This window comes from Gottfriedia acidiceleris (assembly GCF_036421055.1).
Lineage (GTDB): Bacteria > Bacillota > Bacilli > Bacillales > Bacillaceae_G > Gottfriedia > Gottfriedia acidiceleris_C.
On record NZ_JAZGQS010000010.1, the window covers coordinates 11,901 to 33,129 of the forward strand.

Below are 21,229 nucleotides of genomic sequence, written 5' to 3' on the forward strand. Positions count from 1 at the left end.
TTGCTAAAAAGCAAGAAGAAGTAAAGAAAACAAACATGGTTGAAGCCTCATCTGTGGACGAGCTATTAGATAAATATAATGATTACCGTAGACTGGCAATACTTTTTAAAGATTGTCTTTACGATTTAGCAGCTGAAAATGTTCTAAATGAGCTCACCGATTTTTCTGAAACAAAAAAAGATTGCATGCATTAAGCATGTAATCTTTTTTCATTCGTTTTAATTGTAACAGATTTTTTTTGAAATTTACTTTCATAGACCAATTCTGTTACTTTCGCACAGATTGCAACGGAAAGAATTGTATATCCTACTTCATTCCATGATAGGTAAGATAGTGAACAAAGAAGAATTACAGCGTCAAAAATAAAATATACTTTTCCGATCGATATTTTTGATTTTTTGCTCATTATGATTGTTATTAAATCATCTCCACCAGTTGCACCACCACTTCTTAAAATTAACCCTAAACCAAGTCCAGCCAAAATTCCACCTAAAATAGCTGGTATCCAAAGATGATTTCCAAAGTTAAATGTAATATTAGAAGATGTTTTTTCTATTATAGAATAAAAAACAGAAAACGAGATGGCTCCGATGGTAGTATTAATTAATAATTTTCTACCTAAATACAAACCTGCGATCAAGATGATTGGTATATCGAGTAGTAAAGTTGTAATTGAAGGTGAAATATTTAATGCGTTCTTTACTAATAAAGCAATACCAATAAATCCACCTTCAGCTAAATTATTTTGATAATGAAAATGATACAGTGTAGTGGCTAAAATAAATGAACCAATTAAAATCATTAAGGTCTCACCCAAACGATTGTTACTCATTGTTATTTCCTCATTTCGTAGTTAGTAGTTAAAAGTTCAGCTTATAAACTAACTACGTACATATAGAGCTCGTAGTTAGTTTTTTTGCTCTCTAACTACATAGCTATATATCATTGAAGAAATAACATAATCGCCTGTCAACCATAGTTTCGCCTACCTTCAGTTTTTTTTAGAGTTCTTTTGGTTCTCTAATTTAAAACTGCTAAGTGTAGGATAAGTCTTTACGTTGCCAAATGCTCCTTCGAGCAATCATGGTTACACGTCCTTTTTACCAGTTTTGTTAGATAAATCTAACAGGTGAAAAACAAGTTCTATGAGAACTTATTCTTAATTTTATCATATGCGAAAATATTTTAAAAAAGAAAAGAATTAACAAAAATCTACAAAAAGTTAGAAGTAATGAATGAATAAGTAGAAGAGGAACATTTAAATGTGAAAAATTTCACAAATTAGACATAGCAATCTCAATAAAAACGATATATATTATATGTGTAAACAATATTGTGAAAAATTTCACAAATATAAATGATAAATGGGACTTATTGATTCTTAAATAGGATGATTTAATCTCAAACATCACGAGGAGGAGAGCCAAATGGCTGTTCAAGAAAAAATTGTAAATGAAATTAGTAACGCTTCTAAAATGGTAAATGACTTAGTCGTAAAAGGACAAAAAGCATTAAAAGAATTTGAAAGCTTTAATCAAGAACAAATCAATGAGATTGTTCATTCGATGGTTCTATCTGGTTTGGATCAACATATGCCACTCGCAAAAATGGCAGTTGAGGAAACAGGGCGTGGGATCTATGAAGATAAAATTATTAAAAATATATTTGCTACAGAATATATATGGAATTCAATAAAAGATAATAAAACAGTTGGGATTATAAGTGAAGATCAACAAAATGGAATAATAGAAATTGCTGAACCTGTTGGGGTAATTGCAGGCGTTACTCCAACTACTAATCCTACATCGACAACTTTATTTAAAGCAATCATTGCGATTAAAACAAGGAATCCAATTATTTTCGCTTTTCATCCCTCCGCACAAAAATGTAGTAGAGAAGCAGCAAGAATCGTTCGTGATGCAGCGATAAAAGCTGGAGCACCTGAAAACTGTGTACAATGGATTGAGGTCCCTTCAATTGAAGCAACTAAGTGTTTAATGAATCATGAAGGAGTAGCACTTGTTTTAGCAACAGGTGGTGCTGGAATGGTTAAATCGGCTTATAGTACAGGAAAACCTGCTTTAGGGGTTGGACCTGGTAATGTACCTTGTTATATTGAGAAATCTGCTGAAATAAAGTGCGCAGTGAATGATCTTATTCTTTCAAAAACATTCGATAATGGAATGATTTGTGCTTCTGAACAAGCAGTTATTGTAGATAAAGAAGTTTATGAAGAAGTGAAAGCAGAGTTAAAAGCAAATAATTGTTATTATGCTACAAAAGAAGATAAAAAGAAATTAGAAAAGCTTGTCATAAATGAAGCTACATGTGCTGTAAATGGTGAGATTGTTGGTAAATCTGCTTATGAAATAGCTGTATTAGCTGGAGTAAATGTACCAGTAGATACGAAAATTCTTATCGTTGAATGTGAAAGTGTTGGTGCAAATGAACCTTTAACAAGAGAAAAACTTAGTCCAGTATTAGCTGCAATTAAAGTAAATGGAAAAGAAGAAGGGTTTAAACGTTGTGAAGAAATGCTAGAGCTAGGAGGATTAGGCCATTCGGCAGTGATTCATAGTAATAATGAAGAAATTCAAAAAGAATTTGGACTAAGAATGAAAGCATGTCGTATTATTTCAAATGCTCCTTCAGCACATGGTGGAATTGGGGATTTATCTAACGCATTTATTCCTTCTCTTACATTAGGTTGTGGATCGCACGGTAAAAACTCTGTATCCACTAATGTGACGACTGTACACTTATTAAATATAAAAAAATTAGGAAGAAGAAATATGAATATGCAATGGGTCAAACTGCCACCAAAAATTTATTTTGAAAAATATTCAACTCAGTATTTAGAAAAAATGCCAAATATTAAAAAAGTATTTATTGTAACAGATGAAGCAATGGTTAAATTAGGTTATGTTAATGTGATTAAATATTATCTAGAAAAAAGACAAGAAAATATTCAAATCGAAATCTTTTCAGATGTAGAACCGGATCCTTCAGATGTTACTGTAATGAAGGGTGCAAATAGAATGATATCATTTGAACCGGATACAATTATCGCTTTTGGTGGTGGATCAGCAATGGACGCAGCCAAGGGTATGTGGATGTTTTTTGAATACCCAGAAACTACTTTAGACGGACCTAAACAAAAATTCTTAGATATTCGAAAAAGAGCTTATAAATACCCTAAATTAGGTCGTAAAGCTCAGTTTGTAGCAATACCAACTACTTCTGGTACTGGTTCAGAGGTTACACCTTTTGCTGTCATTACTGATAAAGCTAACAATATTAAATATCCTTTAGCTGATTATGAATTAACGCCTGATGTTGCAATTATTGACCCTCAGTTCGTATCAACTGTTCCTAAAAGTATTACAGCAGATACAGGAATGGATGTATTAACTCATGCAATTGAGGCTTATGTAAGTGTCCTTGCTAATGATTATACAGACGGATTAGCATTGCAAGCTATAAAATTAGTGTTCAAATATTTACCTAGAGCTTACAAAGATGGAAACGATTTTGAAGCACGTGAAAAAATGCATAATGCTTCAGCAATAGCAGGTATGGCATTTGCAAATGCGTTCTTAGGAATTAACCACAGTTTAGCGCATAAAATTGGAGCGGAATTCCATATCCCTCATGGCAGAGCAAATGCAATCTTAATGCCGCATGTAATAAGATACAATGCAAAAAAACCAACTAAGTTTACTGCATTTCCTAAATATAAGCATTTCATTGCAGATGAACGATATGCTGAAATTGCTCGTTTCCTAGGCCTTCCAGCTTCAACTATAGAAGAAGGAGTTGAAAGTTTAATTGCAGCAGTTATCAAGTTAGGTAAAGTATTAAATATAAATATGAGCATCGAAGCACAAGGAATAACTGAAAAAGAATTTTTAGAAAAAGTTTCATATTTAGCAGATCGTGCTTTCGAAGATCAATGTACTACTGCTAATCCAAAACTACCTCTAGTAAAGGAATTAGAAGAAGTTTATCTGAATGCTTTTAAAGGATGTTAATGGATATTAATTTATTCATTAAGGAGCACCTATATTGGTGCTTCTTTTTTGACTAATTATATTTTGATATAATAGTCATATTGAAAGTGGTGATTAAAAGATGGAGTTAAAGCAACAAAATCCATGGTTTAAGGTAATAATAGGTGTTGAACATGAAAATCAAACAGTGGAGTCATATTTAAAAAATGTGTGGCAGTTTCCAAAGAAGTTGCTACATGAATTAAGGATGGCAAAAGGTTGTAGGATTAACGGAGAAATTAAACCTTGGAATACAATCCTTTTGAGTGGTGACCAAGTTGAAATGCAATTGTACATAGAAGAGGATTATGGTGTAATTCCACAGGAACAATCTATTGAGGTTTGCTACGAAGACGAACATTTACTTATTACTAATAAACCTTTTGGAATCGACACACATCCGAATGAAAAAGGACAATTAAATACATTAGCAAATGGGGTAGCATTTCATTTTAAAGAAAAAGGGTTAAAAACAAAAGTACGCCATATACACCGCCTTGATAAAGACACAACCGGTGGAGTCGTATTTGCTAAACATGCATTAAGTAGTTCAATTCTTGATTCGATGTTAAGTCAACGTAAAATAAAACGTACCTATACTGCTATAGTTGAAGGGAATGTTAAATCACCTAAAGGTACAATAAATGAAGCGATTGGAAGGGATCGACATCATCCTACCAGAAGAAGGGTTTCACCAAAAGGCGATAAAGCCATTACACATTATAAAAAAATAAGATATATATCAAAGTTGAACGTAACAATATTAGAATGTCAGTTAGATACTGGTCGAACACATCAAATCCGAGTTCATTTAAGTTTTTTAGGTCATCCATTAATTGGAGATGTATTGTATGGTGGGAAACAAAAATTATTAAATCGCCAAGGATTACACGCTAGTAATGTACAATTTACGCATCCTTTTACAAAAGAAAAATTATTGATTGATATCCCATACCCAACAGACATAAAACAAATACTTAATGAAAAGTGAGTTGAAAGAAATGTTATTAGAAGTCATTGCTACAAACGTAAAAGATGCATTAGATGCAGAAAGGTTTGGGGCAAATCGCATCGAATTAGTTACGGGAATAAAGGAGGGAGGATTGACACCAAGTTACGCGACAATTAAACAGGTTGTTCAAAGTGTTTCAATTCCAGTGCATGTAATGATTCGACCACATAGTCGTTCATTTGTATATGATCATTATGATCAAGAAGTAATTTTAAGCGATATTGATGTATGTAATGAGCTCGGAGCAGCTGGTATCGTTTTTGGAGCCTTGACAAAAGAAAATACAATTGATGAAGATCTATTAAAAAAAGTAACAGCTCGTGTAAAAGATATGAACTTTACATTTCATAGAGCAATAGATGAATTAAATGATCTACTATCAGCTATTGATACTTTAAAACAATACCCTGAGGTTACGCATGTATTAACATCTGGTGGATTCGCTAGTGCAATTGATGGGAAAGAAACAATAAAAAATATGATTGAACTCACTAATAAATCGAATATAAAAATTTTAGCAGGAAGCGGATTATCTATTGAAAATGTATTAGACTTCATCCAATTTACGAATGTAAAAGAAATACATTTTGGTTCAGGAGTTCGAAAAAATAACTCTGCAATTGAAGAAATTGATTATTCTTTGATGGAAAGTTTGAGAAGTAGGTTAGTACGTGGAACAGTCAAATAATGTTTGAATACATCAAAATTATTTTCACATAATAAAAAGTAGTCCGTAAAAACGGACTACTATTAATACAGCTTTATACAATATTCTTTATTATTTACCGATAAATTGTTGAGTCCAAGCATTTGATCTTGAATCATAACCTACACCAATTTGAGTTAAGTTAGGATTTAAGATATTTGCACGGTGACCAGCACTGTTCATCCAAGCAGTAACTACTTCTTCAGGTGTTTTTTGACCTTTAGCAATGTTTTCTGCTGCATAGTTATATGTGATTCCGAATTGTTTCATCATATCAAATGGTGATCCATAAGTCGGTGAATTGTGATCAAAGTAATTTTTGTCAGTCATATCTTGTGATTTTAAACGTGCTGTTTTAGATAATGTTGCATTAACAGTAAATGGTTTTAAACCAGCTTTTGTACGCTCAGCATTTGTTAATTCAACTACTTTTGATTCATAAGCTGATAATGATGCTGTGTTTGATGTTGTATCTGATGGTGTTGCAGGTTTAGATGGTGTTTCAGTTGACGGAGTTGTTGGTTTAGATGGTGTAGTTGGTTCCGTCGGTTTTGTTGATGGTGTTGCAGGTTTAGCCGGCGTTGATGGAACTGATGGATGTGTAGTTCCTGGGTTAGCTGGCTTTGATGCTTGTCCTAATTGTTGCTTAATAGCATCTTGAAGTTTATTCATATCAATACCATTACTATTTAATAATTTGCTTAAGTCAATTTTAATTGTACCATTTGAAGTTTCTAAGTTTGGTAGATTAAAATAATTGAATAAAGAGTTATTTAAATTATTTAAGTTGATATGTTGTGTATATGATTTAGTTGTATCCTTTGTAATAGTCGCTGCGTTTACGGCACCTACAGGAGCACCCACTAGTAGAGTAGCAGCCACAGTTGATAAAGTTACGATTTTTTTCATGTTCTTTCTCCTCCATTTGTTTGGTTATTGTCTCGCTGTACAAGTAATACTTTAGCATGAAAACGCATGACATAATTATGGGAAATAATGGGGAGGCAAATTTGAGGATTTTTTTGGCAGTGCTGTTTTAGTACAGAAACAAAAAAAATCGTTGTTTGACAACTATTTTACTAGAATAATATTAAACAAGTATCATAAATTTTTGCTTAAAATTTCCATTAAAAAAGTTTGAAGTTAAGAAAACGTCATATTTCCACGTTATAATCCAGGAATAAAAATCCAGTTTTGTTGTTATCCAGTTACGATTGTAATCATTCTGTAATAAACGTATTGAGGGTGAATAAATTGAAATTATTTATTGATGATACTAGGGCAGTTCCTACGGTTTTATGTTGGCAAGACTCTTTGATGAATGCTTAAAAGAATGTAAACATCAACAATTTCGATAAATATCTTTAGAAAATAAGCGAGGATATAGGAAATAAAATGAATTAGAACTTATAAAGAGGTTTTCTGCAAAAAGGACACTATTTAGTTTAGTGTCCTTTTTGAGTGTTGAAATATGAAATAATCAATAGTGAAAACAGACTTTAAGAACGTTTAATTATGATCTATAGTATTTTGAAAAGATATGTTCGATATTAATTGATCTACAATCGGATTACTTTATATTTTATTAGCGTTTATCGCAGACATTTTTTGATGAATAAGTTGATTGGAATGGAAGGGTGCTCGACTCCTATGGGATTAGCGGGAATGCTAAAGACCCCACAGGCTTGCCGAGGAGGAGAAAGACTGAAATGGAAATCAACATCACTCTACTCCTTTTCGGAAATTTTATGAATTAACAAGGTATTTTTTCAACAGTAAAAAAGGACACTATATAGTTAGTGTCCTTTCAACTTTTCCTTCATATAAATAGAAGCTAGATTACATAACCAGTTTACCTAATTAATACATGCTTCTCTGTCGCTGTCTTATGCACTTTATAATAATTTGTAATAACAGGAAGTATATCTTTAAAGTCCGGACATTTAATACTTGTATTTTGTAGATCAGTTAAGGTATTAATGCAATTATACTGTGCTTTACAATGAAAATAAGATAAAACTTCTTTTTCAACTTTAAGTAATCGTCTAATGAACGGAATTGAAAGGAGAGGACTAATAAATTTAATTGGAATATTGCCTACGGTAGTTTTGTTTAAATAATGGGAAAGAAAATCTTTATAAACATCTTGAACAAGGTAAGGAGAGGGATCTGTAATGTGATAAGTTTTGTTAACTCCGATTTCTGCATGACTCAAATAATAAACAGCATTAATTAAATAGTCAATAGGAATGAAATTGCAAAAAGCATTGTCTTTACCAATTTGAGGTATAGGTAAATAGCGAAGTTTTGTGAAGAAATTTAAAATGAAATATGGTCCATCAAATTTACTTGTCTCACCAGTTTCTGAATGACCAACTACAATTCCAGGTCTTATAATGGTGATTGGAAGTTGTGTTTTTAGTTTCTCCACTTCTATTTCAGCATAATACTTCGTTTCTTCATAAAAGTTTTTAAATGTTTGTCCCATTTCTAACTCATGTTCATATATTTTTCCTTCACGAGTTCCTGAGACATAGCTAGTACTAAAATAGGTATAACGCTTCAAAGATTTCAGTTTAAGTGCAAATTCATTTACGTTTATTGTTCCTTTTACATTTACTTCATATGCAATATCTTTAGGAACTGCAAGGTCGTAAATTGCAGCCAAGTGAAATAAGTCTGTAATTTCATTAATAAGTCCATTTAGGTTATTTAGGCTGAGCCCAAAGTTTTTCTTGGTGATATCACCACTTAAAAGTGCTATTTTTAAAAGAGTGTAATCTGGATACTTTTGATCTAATGTAACTAAAAAATCTCGGCATTGTTTTTCAGTATTAGGAAGAATGAGTAAATAAATTTTTTGAAATGACTTTTCATTATCAAGAATTTTGAGGAGTAAATGCTTCGAAATAAAACCAGGAAATCCAGTAATAAAGTATGTTCTTTCCATTCTAGCCACCTACTTTATGTAAATTAAATCCCTTTGTTTATTTTATTAAAGGAATATGCAATTAATGTAAAGTTCACTTCAATATAATAAAGGTATTTTGATTTCTTTAATTGGATGGAAAAACTCAAGTTTTAGTATAGCTAGTTTCTCATGAACCGGTTATAAGTAAGTATATTCATCATTTAGGTGATTTAGTTCCATACCTTCCTGAACCGCTTATGAGGAAGTATAATCCATGATTTAGCTTATCAAGTTCCTTCCCACAAAGACCATACCCAAGAATCATTCATGAGAAAAAAAAAACTTGCCCATATGGACAAGCTTTTAAAATCAATTATTTAACTTGTTTTTTCAAGTCTTCAGCAACGAACTCTACGTTTGTACCTATAACTACTTGTACGTTTTTATCGTCTAATTTAATAACGCCACGAGCACCAGCTTTTTTAAGAAGTGCTTCATTTACTTTAGAAGCATCTTTAACTTGTAAGCGTAAACGAGTTGTACAGTTATCAATATTTGTTAAGTTTTCTTTTCCACCTAGAGCTTGTAGGTATAAAGAATCACCAATTTCAGTTGTAACTTCATCAGTTTCAACATCATCGTCTTCACGACCTGGTGTTTTAATGTTAAATTTCTTAATTGCGAAGTAGAACACGATAAAGTAAATTACACCAAAGATTAAACCGATTAGGATTAACAAAATTGGTTTAGTTGCAATATTGTAGTTCAGAATGTAGTCCATAAAACCAGCTGAGAATGTAAAGCCATCTTTAATTCCTAAAGCATTTACGATACCCATTGATAAACCAGTTAAGATTGCATGGAACGTATAAAGTACTGGAGCAATGAACATGAATGCAAATTCGATTGGTTCAGTAATACCTGTTAAGAAAGATGTTAAAGCAAGACCAATAAACATGCCTGCAACAGTTTTACGTTTTTCTGGTTTTGCAGCAGCGATCATTGCAAATGCAGCAGCTGGAAGACCAAACATCATAATAGGGAAGAAACCAGTCATGAATGCACCAGCAGATTTGTCACCAGCGAAGAATCTGTTTAAGTCACCGTGAACTAATTTACCAGCAGCATCAGTAAAGTCGCCTAAGTTGAACCAGAAAATTGTATTTAATACGTGATGTAATCCAAGTGGGATTAAAATACGGTTTAAGAAACCGAATACTGCAGCTCCAATTGGACCGATATCAATGATCCAGTTACCAACTGAGTTAATTGCATCTTGAATTGTTGGCCATACATAACCAAATATTCCTGCTAATACAAGCATAGTAGCTGACGTTATAATTGGAACAAATCGTCGTCCACTAAAGAATCCTAACCATTCAGGTAATTTAATACCACTGAAACGGTTGTAAAGAAGACCAGCTACAACCCCTGTAATAATACCGCCAAGGGCAGCCATATTAATATCTTTATTTATCGTAGTTGTTCCTGCAGTTAACACAAAATAACCGATGGCACCTGCAAGACCGGCGGCTCCATTTCCATCCTTTGAAATACCGATTGCAACACCGATTGCAAAGATTAATGGAAGATTAGAGAAAATTGCATTACCAGCAGCTGCCATAAACGGAATGTTTAGAAGATCTGGTTGTCCAAAGCGCAGTAAAAGTCCTGCAGCTGGAAGGACAGCGATTGGAAGCATTAATGCTTTACCAATACGTTGTAAGAAACTAAGCATATTATTTTCCCTCCGAAAATTATTATAATGATTACGCTTTCAATATTAACTTAAAAGTTTCAACTTGTCTATACAACTAGTTAAGATAAAAATTGCTATTTTCTTCCAAAAAAATTTAAAAATAAAAAGGGAAGAATCAAATCTCCCCTATATTAAGCCATTTTATATAGTTTGTATTACTTCAATCAAAGACCTCTTAAATGACTTTCTGCTTGAGCAATTAAACGTTTTGTGATTTCGCCACCAACTGATCCGTTTGAACGTGCAGTTGTATCTGATCCTAAAGTTACACCAAATTCGTTAGCGATTTCATATTTAAATTGATCAAGTGCTTGTTCTACACCTGGAACTAATAATTTATTTGTTCTTGTCATGATTATCTCCCTTTCTGTAAGTAATAGCTTACAATTCTATTTTTTACATTTAGGGTTTTATCATGCTTGGTAAATACAGTCATATTAGGTTTATGTTAACTTTTTAACCAACGCTGAGCCTTCAACTACAAGTACATTTTCTTGATTATACACATTCGTTTGAAGCGTTAATAATTTTTTATCATCTCTTTTACGTACAACACTGACGATTACTTTAATTGTATCATTAATTTTTACTGGTGCTTTGAAAAATACTTCTTGAGATAAGTAGATGGTGTTTTTGCCAGGTAGTTTTGTTCCGAGTACTGAGGAAATAAAGCTGCAAATCAACATGCCATGTGCAATTCTTTCTTTAAAGATGCTTTCTTTTGCAAAATCATCTAATAAGTGAATTGGATTTACATCTGTTGAAATTGCAGCAAATTGTTCAATTAACTCTGCAGTAATTTTAACTTCAAGAGTAGCTTCGTCACCAACTGAAATGGAGTCAAAATGAACTTCCTGTACATTTCTTGCACTTTCGAAAACATTCATTTTGTTTCTTCCTCTCCTTGATGAAATGTCTAGCTAATCAAGAAAATTGTTTAACGATATTGATTATAGTTTTGTGAATGAGAACTCTTGTAAGTTTTTAAACCAATCTTCTTGTGTTTTTTGGAACTGTTGGTACATGTTCGTCCAAGCAGTGTAAGGCGAGTTATTTAATGGTTGTTTAAAAAATTGTTGAAAAAATTGTTGTTGTTGATTTGAAAATGTACTCATGGCTTGAAAAAATGGTTGGTATGGGTTTTGATTCATATTTGTCCATAAAGATTGAAATGGAGCAAACTGATCAAATAATTTTTTCCAAGTTTTTTCATAAGTTTCTTGATTAATTGTAGGCTTAATTTCGTTTAATAACTTAATCATTTCTTGGAACTGCTCGTAAGACTCTTGTTGTTGTACTTGAACTTGCTCATTTAAAGTTTTCCATTGTTTTGCTTGCTCTTGAAATAAAGACTCAGTCCATTGTTGAATTTGTAATTGATTGTCTAACAAATATTGAAGCATTTTTTGAAAATTCTCAGCTGCAAGTTCAGTTTGTAATTCGATTGTTTTTTCAGTCATTAGTGTTTCCTCCAAAAAAATTTATTATTGAATGCATTGCTGCAAGTTCAATCATCTTTAAAACTTTGATCAGAGTTGCTAAATGGAAAGAATGAATTTGTGTAAATCGAAAAAAATGTTTGGAGCATCTGATTATATTGAGTAAATGAATTATGACAAGTTTTTAGATATTCTTCTCCAGCATCTGTAATTGAGTAAATTCGCTTTGCCGGCCCTTCCATTCCATATTCCCAACTAGATTTAATATAACTTTCTTTTTCAAGTTGTCTTAGAATACGATAAACATTACTTGAATCAAGCGTAGTAAATCCTAAATCAAATAGTACTTGCATTAATTTATAGCCATGCATATTCCATTGCTTAAGGCTAAGAAGTAGAAAGGGAACCAAGAAGTTTTTAGGCAATGTAATCGATTCAGAGGTTTCGAGTTTATTTTTTTTACTTGTTTCCTTTTCATTTGTTGTCATAAAGTTATGTTCCCCCCTATATCGTAGTAATGGAATCATCATCCCTTAGGTGTAATTTACACTTAGTTAAATTTATTGTCAATGTATTTTAAATATAATGAATATTAAAAAACAAATTTCGACAGAAGATGTAGAAATATCACGAAAACATTGGATTGTTTTGTCGTTAGCTTGTTTTCTATACTTAAAAGTAGTGAGGGGGATTAACATGTCAGAGCAAAATTATTCAGATCCATTAAAAATGTGGAAGCAGATGTATGATGTAAATGAAAAATACTTTGGAAAAATGATGAACGAATATGTTCAGAAAGAAGAATTTTCCGAGTGGATGGGTTCTGTGATCGATTTTAATCTATTCTGTAAAAAGATGTTGAATGATCAATCAAAAACTTTCTTAGAGGCTTCAAATATTGCGTCTAAAGAAGATATTGCAAATGTAGCTAGCTTAGTGATTAATTTAGAATCGAAAGTAGATACATTAGAAGATCAATTATATTTAGATTCCCAACCTGAGTTAGATGTAGCAGCATTAAAAAAAGAGTTAGACATTGTGACAGTTAAACGAGAACTTACAAAATTGAAAGCTGAAACCAAATCAATTCATCAACAAGTTAGTGAATTAAAGACTTCAATGGAAAGCATTGAACAATTAAAGTCTTCAATGGCTAACATTGAACAACTTTTACAACAATTAACTACTAAACAACCAACAAAACAATAATTAGTTAAAAAAGGAGAAATGATAATGGATTTAGTAAATCGTGTAGCGATCGTAACAGGTGGAGCAAAAGGGATTGGAAAAGCGATAGCATTTGCTTTAGCAGAAAAAGGTGCAAAAGTTGTTATTAATTATAATAATAGCGAAGCAGACGCAAAAGCAGTTGTAGATGAACTTTTTGAGAACGGTTATGAAGCGTTAGCAGTTCAAGCTAATGTTGCTGAATTAGATCAGGCGAAAGCATTAATTGATCGTACAGTTGAGCATTTTGGACGATTAGATATTATTGTTAATAATGCTGGTATTACTAGAGATCGTAGTTTCAAAAAACTGAGTGCAGAAGATTGGCATGAAGTTATAGACGTAAACTTGAGCAGTGTTTATAACACATGTAATTCTGCTTTACCATACTTATTGGAATCTGATAATGCTCGTATCATTAATATTTCATCAGTAATAGGGCAAGCAGGCGGTTTCGGTCAAACAAACTATTCAGCTGCAAAAGCAGGAATGATTGGATTTACTAAATCATTAGCTCTTGAATTAGCAAAAACAAATGTTACAGTAAATTCTGTATGTCCTGGATTTATTGAAACTGACATGGTAAGAGAAATTCCGGAAAATGTACAAGAGCAAATTAAATCAAGAATACCAAAAAGAAGATTTGGTACAGTTGAAGAGATTGCTAAAGCTGTTATTTACTTATGTGAAGGTGGAGAGTACATTACTGGTCAACAGATTAATGTAAATGGCGGACTTTACGTTTAAGTCTTACTAAATAGATTACCTTTTTTAAGATCAAAAGGGGGGAAATGTGTGTTTAATTCAAAAATGTTAGAAGAAGCTACGGAATCGCTTCCGAGTGGATTAAAAGAATCATACAAAAGATTGAAGAAAACTGCAGATATTCTTATAAAAGAGGGAGAACCTTTAGTAGGTCAATCTCCTAAAGAAGTGATTTGGACGAAAAATAAAAGTAAATTATATCATTATATTCCAACTACAAAAAAAGTAAAAAAGACGCCAATCCTTCTAATCTACGCTCTAATTAATAAACCGTATATTCTTGATTTAACAAAGGGGAACTCTTTTGTCGAGTATCTTGTTAATGAAGGATTTGATGTTTATTTATTAGATTGGGGAACTTTTGGTCATGAAGATCGTCATTTGAAATTTGACGATATTATTCACGATTATATTGCAAAAGCGGTAAATAAGGTACTTCGTTTTTCAGGTGCAAAAGAATTATCGATGTTAGGATATTGTATGGGTGGTACTTTAACAAGTATTTACGCATCACTTTACGAAAATGCACCAATTAAAAACTTAATTTTTGTAACTAGTCCATTCGATTTTTCGGATACAGGACTATATGGTGCATTTTTAAATGAAAAATACTTTGCACTTGATAAAGCTGTTGATACATTAGGGAATATTCCTCCTGAAATGATCGATTTTGGTAACAAAATGTTAAAACCAGTTACTAATTTTGTTGGACCTTATGTAACATTATTGGATCGCTCTGATAATACAAAATTTATTAAATCGTGGCAATTAATGCAAAAATGGGTTACAGATGGTATTCCATTCCCAGGTGAAGCATATCGCCAATGGATCAGAGAATTTTACCAACAAAATAAATTATTAAACGGTGACTTAGAAATTAGAGGAAAAAAAGTAGATGTATCTAACATTAAAGCTAATGTTTTAAATATTTCTGCTACAAAAGATCATATTGCAATGCCTTGCCAAGTTGAAGCATTAAATGAGCATATTTCTAGTGTAGATAAGCAGTATGTTTCAATTCCATCTGGCCATGTATCAATCATGTTTGGACCTGTTTCATTGAAAACGACTTATCCGACAATCGGTAAGTGGTTAGCTGAAAGGTCTTAATTTTAGTAAATTTCTAGAAATCCATTCACATAAAATAGGATGTTAAAAAATCTCACTTCTAAAAAAGTGGGATTTTTTTTATTTAACTGGCAAAAACTACCTTAAATATGATCTGAAGAAAGGAGAATAGAAGACGTGAAAAGTATTAGCGGTGTATTTTATTGGCCAACGACTTACACTGATCCCAATTCCGATCTAGAAAAGATAAAGCCACTCGATGAAGATTTAGATTGTGATTTTGTAATAGTTGGCGGTGGTGAATCAGGAAGTTTATGTGCATATTTCTTAAGTCAAACGGATGCAAAGGTCATTCTATTGGATAAGCGAAAAAAAGTTGTACAGGGAAGTACGAGTGCAAATACGGGGCTCTTACAGTATACAAATGATAAATCTTTAACTTCATTTATTAATTCATATGGAAAAGAAAAAGCTGTTCGTCATTACCAATTATGTGTAGAGGCAATTAAAGGCATTGAGGATATGTCAAAAACAATTGAAATTAATCCAGATTTTATAAAAAGGAAAAGTTTATACTATGCTAGTAATTTAGATGGTAAAGAAAAGATTGATTTGGAATATAAAACATTAAAAGAGAATGGTTTTAATGTTGAACGATTTACAAAATCGCAAATTGAAGAAAAGTTTAATTTTACAAAGGAAGTTGCACTTTTCACAGGGGACGACGCTGAAGTAAATCCATATAAATGTGCACATGGCTTACTTTTATATGCTCTGAAACGAGGATTGAAGGTGTATTCGGATACAGAGGTAACTCGGATCATCGGTACAGATAAAGGGGTACAACTATTTACTAAAAATAAACAGACGATTCGAGCTAAAAAAGTTATTTTTGCTGGAGGATATGAATCGTTAGAGTTAAAAAGTGAGAAAAATGCTGTTTTAACTTCGACATTTGCGATTGCAACTCAGCCCCTAGTTGAGAAAAACAATGCATGGTATGAAAATTGTTTAATCTGGGAGACGGCAAGACCATATTTATATCTTCGTACTACAGTTGATGGGAGAATAATTGTTGGAGGACTTGACGAACCTACAATAATACCAGAAAAACGTGAATCGATGTTATTTCATAAAAAAGAACAGCTAATAAAAAATTTAATAGGTTTATTTCCACATTATAAAGATGCTAAGCCAGAATATTATTGGACAGGTACATTTGGTGGAACTCATTCAGGCTTACCAATGATTAGACAATACGATGAATACCCTAATTGCCTTTTTTTAATGGCCTATGGCGGCAATGGAACGGTTTATAGTTATATATTAGCTAAAATACTAAAAGATTTAGTTACTGTCGGGTCTCATCCAGACGCATCTATTTATATGAATAATTAAATTTTAATTAGAATGTTGATCAATTACCAATTTTATGTATAAAAAGAGTAAAGTAGTAAGAAAATTTTAATAGGTAATAAAAATATAGGAGTGTATTAAATGAGTTACCATGAAATGTTTACTGAGTTGTTTTTAGGTTATATAGCTCTTTTTATTGTCGTTAAAATTAATGGAAAAACACAAATTACGCAAATAACGCCATTTGATTTGATTTCGTCACTAGTGTTAGGAAATATACTAGGAGATGGAATATATGATAAAGAAGCAAATCTACCAAAAATTCTTTTTAGTATTTTTGTTTGGGGTGCATTAATATTTGTAACTGAAATCTTAACACAAAAGTCAATGTGGGCAAGAAAGTTCCTTGAAGGTGATGCTTCAGTTGTTATTAAACACGGAGCAATTCAATGGAAAGAATTGAAAAGAAATCGGTTGGACACGGACCAATTGATGCAATTACTAAGAGCAAAGGATACTTTTTCAGTCAGTGAAGTTGCGTATGCTATTTTAGAAAATGACGGTACGATTAGTGTCTTGAAGAAATCAAATTTCGACACGCCTACTAAACAGGATTTAAAAATTCAAATGGAAAAGGAATTTTTACCTGTGGTTATAATTAGTGATGGCAAAATAATTAAAAGGGCTCTTAACTCGTTGAAAAAAGATGAAAAGTGGGTTCATAAAAAACTTTCTGAGTCAAATTTATCACTTAAACAAGTATGCTTTGCAGAATGGGATTCAAAACAATTACATTTACATACGTATTAATATAAAAATTTGAGGATGAGATAGATGAAATATTATATTTATTACTGTTTTGGAGGTACACATTCTTCTCCTTTGGCTGCTGCTTATCATTTAAAGCAATTACCACTTGATCGTCAGCCGACAACAGAAGAGGTAAAGAATACCTACCTATTTAATAAACTAAAACCAAAAGATGGTGGAAAACTATTTTATCACGGTGAAGACGAAAATGGGGACCAAGTGTATACAGTAGCAAAAAGATATACCAAAAATGTGCCGACAGTGATCGAAGGTTTAGGTAAAATTTTATTAAATGAAGAAGATAAAATTATTTTATCAAGTACATCGCCAACAGTACCATTAGCTATGACTTTAGGTGGTTTTACTTCAAGATTTTTACATATTGATTTTATTGGGGTTCCATTACTCGTATTAGGGGCTAAGCAAACTTATCTTAATTTGATTAAATTAGTCGAAAATACAAAAAGATATCATCACATAGCAGCTGAAAAAGTCACTGACCTATCTAATAAAAACTTTAACAAAGATTAAAAAATGGACGTTTTTATACGTCCATTTTTTAATACGGCATATTTATGACATCCATAGCTTTCTTCGCATCGTTTTCGATTAACTTATTAATATTAAAAACGGTATATTGACCTTGTTTTGATAAATAGCCAAAAATTTGAGTATGCAAATTGTTCACCGATATTAGGTGCTTAATAAATAAATTATTTAAATCAGGAGTAGCTGTTTCTGTAAGTGCATGCGCATACATTTTTGTTAATACTTTAGTTGCTGATAATAAATCTTCAGCACTCATTTCGCTTGCTAATTTATCACTTGCTACATCCCTTTCTCCAATCGTAATATTACTCATAAATTTTAGTAAATCTCGTAAGTGATTTTCAAACAATGTGATCGAAGTTTTATATAATTCTTTTAATCCTGAATCTGTTATATTTTTACTATTTGTTTTAAGCTTAAATAAGTAGTAAGTAGTTGTAGCAACAATTTCATGTAATTCTAAAGTTTCATGCCATGCTAATGTTCTCATCAGAATCCCTCCTTTTTTGTACAAGCCTATTCAGTAAGGAATGGTTTTATGACAGAAAAAAGGTAGAGGTTAACATAGAAGGGAGGAAAAGGGAGGAGATTGGAAATGATTAAGCATTGATCAAGAAGATAAATCTTTTCGTTTCACTCGAAAAGATTTTGCCATTCTTATCCCAATTTATGTTTATAGAAAATGTAATTCATCAGCTGAATTTATGTGTAAAGAGTGTTTTAGAAATGATTGATTTAATAAATGAAGAAGATTTAAATTTCCAACCGATTGAGGATAAGAAATCGATTGGGGAGTTAGTCCAGCATTTATGTGAGCTTATTGGTGCGGATATGGAAATTATGAGTGGTGCTAGTCAAGAAATGATGGTTCATTACTATACCTTGGTTGAATGCAAATCACTAGTTGAAATGAAAAGTTTATTACAAAAAAACTTTCACGAATTAAAGGAATTCTATCTAAATATGAACGAAAATGATTTAGTTGCAAAAACTACTTCATATTGGGGTCTGCAATATTCTAGATTCGAATGGTTATTAGAGATTTTAGTCCATTTTACACACCACAGAGCGCAATTACATATGCTACTAGTCCAAAAAAAGGGCGATATTAATATTGCACTATTTTAAAGACAAAGAATGGGGATAGAATATATTCCTATCCCCTAAAACTTGCACTTCATCAGTCTTTCGTTTCGTGTTGTGGATGCATAAATTGTTTTGCAGGCTGTTCTCGTTTTTTTGATTCTAATAAGTCACTGTTTTCTGCACTTGCCCAGCCAATATCATTTGTTGGATGAACCCATTCATCGCCTGCCATAACGGATGGATCCACATTGTCAGACCAATTATTTAATGGAGAGTTAGGAGAGCTATATTTACTGTCTCCAATAACTATACCCTTTGAATTTACAAAAGGCTCTTCCATTTTAATGTCTGTCCCTTTAAAAGATGGAAAATTTGAAATATGGGGTAAAGTATCGTTCATTACCGGTGAATCAATTTCAGTTTTCTCATTTTTTCTCTTCATTCTATATCACCTCTACTTACAAATTATTATTTGCTATTTAGTAAATTCAATACAAAGTCTAAATATTAGCAGTAATTTTATACCAAAAAAACGATAAGCTCATTTGTTTAAGGAGATTTCAGAAGTTCATTGAAATAAAAACTGATTAATAATGTTTTTATACGCTAAGTAAAGGATATTAAATGATCTTACTAATGTAGATTTATTTTGATGAAAATAGTTTTTCAAGAGTATGAAAAAGGACAATATCCAAAAAGAATATTGTCCTCTTTTACTTATGCTTCAATTGTAAAAAATGAAGGCGATAATGTTTTAGGTGAGAAATAAACCAGCATCGCAAAATTACCTGATCTATATTCTCCAGTTAGTAAGAAATGTTCGATATCAAATGAAAGTGATTCAATCATTGTATGCTTATAAATTTCTTTTTCATTTAATTGAAGTGAAATAAAATGTGAACCTAAATATTCAGGATTTTCAATAATACGCTTATAAATATCCTTTGCAAACTCATGGTTTGTTACTTCATCCCACCAAGGTTTACGCGGTTTATATTTATGATTTAAGTAATAATCAATTTTCATAATATCCTTAACGATTGTATCGTTTTTAATTTGATATTGAGTTAAAAACTCATTTAGACGCTTAAATAAATCTTCAAGCTGGTGGCCGATTCTTGACCAACCTCTTTCTTCCCAATATGAACCAAATAATTGGAAGAAATCAAACGGACTTTCAAACTCATTTTTAATTAAATATTCAATCGTATTATTTGTTCGATGGTCATTCCAATATTTTTCGAGCACGTCCTCAACCTGTTTAATTTTAACAATGTCATCGAATGATAGTACATTATTACCTAATACTTCGTATGGAGCATAATCCATATAAACATAATCATGTTCATGCGCTCTTAATCGTACTCCAGTGCCTCTTAGCATTTTTAAAAAGCCTAGCTGCAGCTCTTCCGGTCTTAAAGCAAAAACGTCATTGAAAGTTTGTCGAAATGAATTGTAATCCTCTTCAGGTAAACCAGCAATTAGATCTAAATGTTGATCTATTTTTTCGCCATCTCGTACAAGTGTGACAGTTCTGCAAAGCTTTTCAAAGTTTTGTCTTCTCATCACTAATTCGTTTGTAGCATCATTTGTAGATTGAACACCTATTTCAAATCGGAATAAGCCTTTAGGAGCATTTTGATTTAAAAATTCGATGACTTCTGGTCGCATAATATCACCAGTAATTTCAAACTGGAAAACCGTTCCTTCAACATGTTCGTCAATTAAAAATTGGAACATATCCATTGCATAACTACGACTTATGTTAAAAGTTCTGTCTACGAATTTAAAAATTTTGGCTCCGTTTGCCATTAGGTAACGAATATCATCTTTAATAACCTCTCGATTAAAATATCTTACCCCAACTTCAATGGAAGATAAACAAAACTGGCAATTAAATGGGCAACCACGGCTTGTTTCGATATATTGAATTCTTTTACTTAAAAATGGTAAATCTTCTTTAAAGCGATAAGGGGAAGGAATAGTTGTTAAATCTAATTTTTCGGTTTGTGGTTTAATGATATTTTTACCTTCATCACGATAACCAATGCCATTTATGGAAGTGAAATCATTCCCATTTTCAATAGCTTTAATTAATTTCTTAACGGTAATTTCTCCTTCACCAATCGTAATGATGTCAATTTCTTTTACGCGATCTAACCAATAATTCACATCATAGCTTACTTCTGGTCCGCCAACAAAAATAATAACTGAAGGGTCAATTTTTTTGTACATACGGATCACTTCAATTGTTTGTTCGATGTTCCAAATGTAGCAGCTAAAGCCAAGTATTTTTGGCTTGCGTTTATATAAGTCTGTGATGATGTTAAGACTTGGGTCTTTAATTGTATATTCTGCAAGCTCTATATCATATTCAGGCTGAGCATACGCTTTAATGTATCGAATACCCAAATTTGTATGGATATATTTTGCATTTAATGTTGCTAAAACAATGTTCATTTATATACCTCGTTCTAAATTATTATCGATTT

21 protein-coding genes are annotated in these 21,229 nt (G+C 31.9%); 10 read left to right on the forward strand and 11 right to left on the reverse strand.

Annotated elements, in window-relative coordinates; translation table 11 throughout:
• Window positions 1-190: 190 nt before the first annotated feature.
• Entirely contained in the window at window positions 191-802 is a 612-nt protein-coding gene (locus RAH41_RS15670) for a YitT family protein (protein ID WP_419471618.1), read from the reverse strand.
• Window positions 803-1,427: 625 nt separating this feature from the next.
• On the opposite strand from RAH41_RS15670, the gene adhE reads away from it, so the two are divergent.
• The 3 genes from adhE (at window position 1,428) to RAH41_RS15685 (ending at window position 5,749) form a co-directional block, all read left to right on the forward strand.
• On the forward strand, window positions 1,428-4,031 hold the full coding sequence (gene adhE, locus RAH41_RS15675) for a bifunctional acetaldehyde-CoA/alcohol dehydrogenase (protein WP_331223770.1): 2,604 nt from the start codon (window positions 1,428-1,430) through the stop codon (window positions 4,029-4,031).
• A 100-nt stretch (window positions 4,032-4,131) separates the two neighbouring features.
• Window positions 4,132-5,040: an RluA family pseudouridine synthase gene (locus tag RAH41_RS15680; RefSeq protein WP_331223772.1), complete on the forward strand. Its 909-nt coding sequence runs from the start codon at window positions 4,132-4,134 to the stop codon at window positions 5,038-5,040.
• A 10-nt stretch (window positions 5,041-5,050) separates the two neighbouring features.
• Window positions 5,051-5,749 (forward strand): copper homeostasis protein CutC, encoded by a 699-nt coding sequence (locus RAH41_RS15685; RefSeq protein ID WP_331223774.1) that lies wholly within the window; start codon window positions 5,051-5,053, stop codon window positions 5,747-5,749.
• Window positions 5,750-5,839: 90 nt separating this feature from the next.
• On the opposite strand, the gene RAH41_RS15690 is transcribed toward RAH41_RS15685, so the two are convergent.
• The 7 genes from RAH41_RS15690 to phaQ form a co-directional block, all read right to left on the reverse strand.
• A complete protein-coding gene (locus tag RAH41_RS15690; RefSeq protein WP_331223776.1) occupies window positions 5,840-6,676 on the reverse strand; it encodes a CAP domain-containing protein in 837 nt (278 codons plus the stop codon).
• A gap of 943 nt (window positions 6,677-7,619) precedes the next feature.
• Window positions 7,620-8,717, reverse strand: a complete 1,098-nt coding sequence (locus RAH41_RS15695) for an SDR family oxidoreductase (protein WP_331223778.1) — start codon at window positions 8,715-8,717, stop codon at window positions 7,620-7,622.
• A 334-nt stretch (window positions 8,718-9,051) separates the two neighbouring features.
• Window positions 9,052-10,416, reverse strand: a complete 1,365-nt coding sequence (nagE, locus tag RAH41_RS15700; protein ID WP_331223780.1) for an N-acetylglucosamine-specific PTS transporter subunit IIBC — start codon at window positions 10,414-10,416, stop codon at window positions 9,052-9,054.
• 185 nt (window positions 10,417-10,601) lie between these two features.
• The gene (locus RAH41_RS15705) at window positions 10,602-10,790 is read right to left on the reverse strand and encodes an alpha/beta-type small acid-soluble spore protein (protein ID WP_069035487.1); all 189 of its coding nucleotides are present in this window, start codon (window positions 10,788-10,790) and stop codon (window positions 10,602-10,604) included.
• Window positions 10,791-10,880: 90 nt separating this feature from the next.
• The gene (locus RAH41_RS15710) at window positions 10,881-11,324 is read right to left on the reverse strand and encodes a MaoC family dehydratase (protein WP_069035488.1); all 444 of its coding nucleotides are present in this window, start codon (window positions 11,322-11,324) and stop codon (window positions 10,881-10,883) included.
• 63 nt (window positions 11,325-11,387) lie between these two features.
• Entirely contained in the window at window positions 11,388-11,897 is a 510-nt protein-coding gene (locus RAH41_RS15715; protein ID WP_331223785.1) for a hypothetical protein, read from the reverse strand.
• A 47-nt stretch (window positions 11,898-11,944) separates the two neighbouring features.
• Entirely contained in the window at window positions 11,945-12,364 is a 420-nt protein-coding gene (phaQ, locus tag RAH41_RS15720) for a poly-beta-hydroxybutyrate-responsive repressor (protein ID WP_331223786.1), read from the reverse strand.
• A 208-nt stretch (window positions 12,365-12,572) separates the two neighbouring features.
• Here phaQ and RAH41_RS15725 point away from each other — a divergent pair, with 208 nt between their 5' ends.
• The 6 genes from RAH41_RS15725 to RAH41_RS15750 all read left to right on the forward strand — a co-directional run bounded on the left by RAH41_RS15725 (window position 12,573) and on the right by RAH41_RS15750 (window position 17,633).
• On the forward strand, window positions 12,573-13,085 hold the full coding sequence (locus tag RAH41_RS15725) for a polyhydroxyalkanoic acid synthase subunit PhaR (RefSeq protein WP_331223788.1): 513 nt from the start codon (window positions 12,573-12,575) through the stop codon (window positions 13,083-13,085).
• Window positions 13,086-13,106: 21 nt separating this feature from the next.
• Entirely contained in the window at window positions 13,107-13,850 is a 744-nt protein-coding gene (locus RAH41_RS15730; protein ID WP_331224039.1) for a 3-oxoacyl-ACP reductase, read from the forward strand.
• Between the two features lie 63 nt (window positions 13,851-13,913).
• The gene (gene phaC / locus RAH41_RS15735) at window positions 13,914-14,978 is read left to right on the forward strand and encodes a class III poly(R)-hydroxyalkanoic acid synthase subunit PhaC (RefSeq protein WP_331224040.1); all 1,065 of its coding nucleotides are present in this window, start codon (window positions 13,914-13,916) and stop codon (window positions 14,976-14,978) included.
• Between the two features lie 135 nt (window positions 14,979-15,113).
• Window positions 15,114-16,334, forward strand: coding sequence for an FAD-dependent oxidoreductase (locus RAH41_RS15740; RefSeq protein WP_331223789.1), 1,221 nt, complete (start codon window positions 15,114-15,116; stop codon window positions 16,332-16,334).
• 99 nt (window positions 16,335-16,433) lie between these two features.
• Entirely contained in the window at window positions 16,434-17,102 is a 669-nt protein-coding gene (locus RAH41_RS15745; protein ID WP_331223790.1) for a DUF421 domain-containing protein, read from the forward strand.
• 24 nt (window positions 17,103-17,126) lie between these two features.
• Window positions 17,127-17,633, forward strand: coding sequence for a DUF3189 family protein (locus RAH41_RS15750; protein WP_331223792.1), 507 nt, complete (start codon window positions 17,127-17,129; stop codon window positions 17,631-17,633).
• A 28-nt stretch (window positions 17,634-17,661) separates the two neighbouring features.
• Here RAH41_RS15750 and RAH41_RS15755 read toward each other — a convergent pair whose 3' ends face one another.
• The gene (locus tag RAH41_RS15755) at window positions 17,662-18,141 is read right to left on the reverse strand and encodes a spore coat protein (protein WP_331223794.1); all 480 of its coding nucleotides are present in this window, start codon (window positions 18,139-18,141) and stop codon (window positions 17,662-17,664) included.
• Between the two features lie 236 nt (window positions 18,142-18,377).
• Between RAH41_RS15755 and RAH41_RS15760 the strand changes: the two genes are divergently transcribed.
• Window positions 18,378-18,779 (forward strand): DinB family protein, encoded by a 402-nt coding sequence (locus tag RAH41_RS15760; RefSeq protein WP_331223796.1) that lies wholly within the window; start codon window positions 18,378-18,380, stop codon window positions 18,777-18,779.
• Window positions 18,780-18,831: 52 nt separating this feature from the next.
• Here RAH41_RS15760 and RAH41_RS15765 read toward each other — a convergent pair whose 3' ends face one another.
• Both RAH41_RS15765 and RAH41_RS15770 read right to left on the reverse strand, forming a co-directional pair.
• The gene (locus RAH41_RS15765) at window positions 18,832-19,179 is read right to left on the reverse strand and encodes a DUF3905 domain-containing protein (protein ID WP_331223798.1); all 348 of its coding nucleotides are present in this window, start codon (window positions 19,177-19,179) and stop codon (window positions 18,832-18,834) included.
• 275 nt (window positions 19,180-19,454) lie between these two features.
• Entirely contained in the window at window positions 19,455-21,197 is a 1,743-nt protein-coding gene (locus RAH41_RS15770) for a B12-binding domain-containing radical SAM protein (protein WP_331223799.1), read from the reverse strand.
• Window positions 21,198-21,229: the final 32 nt, after the last annotated feature.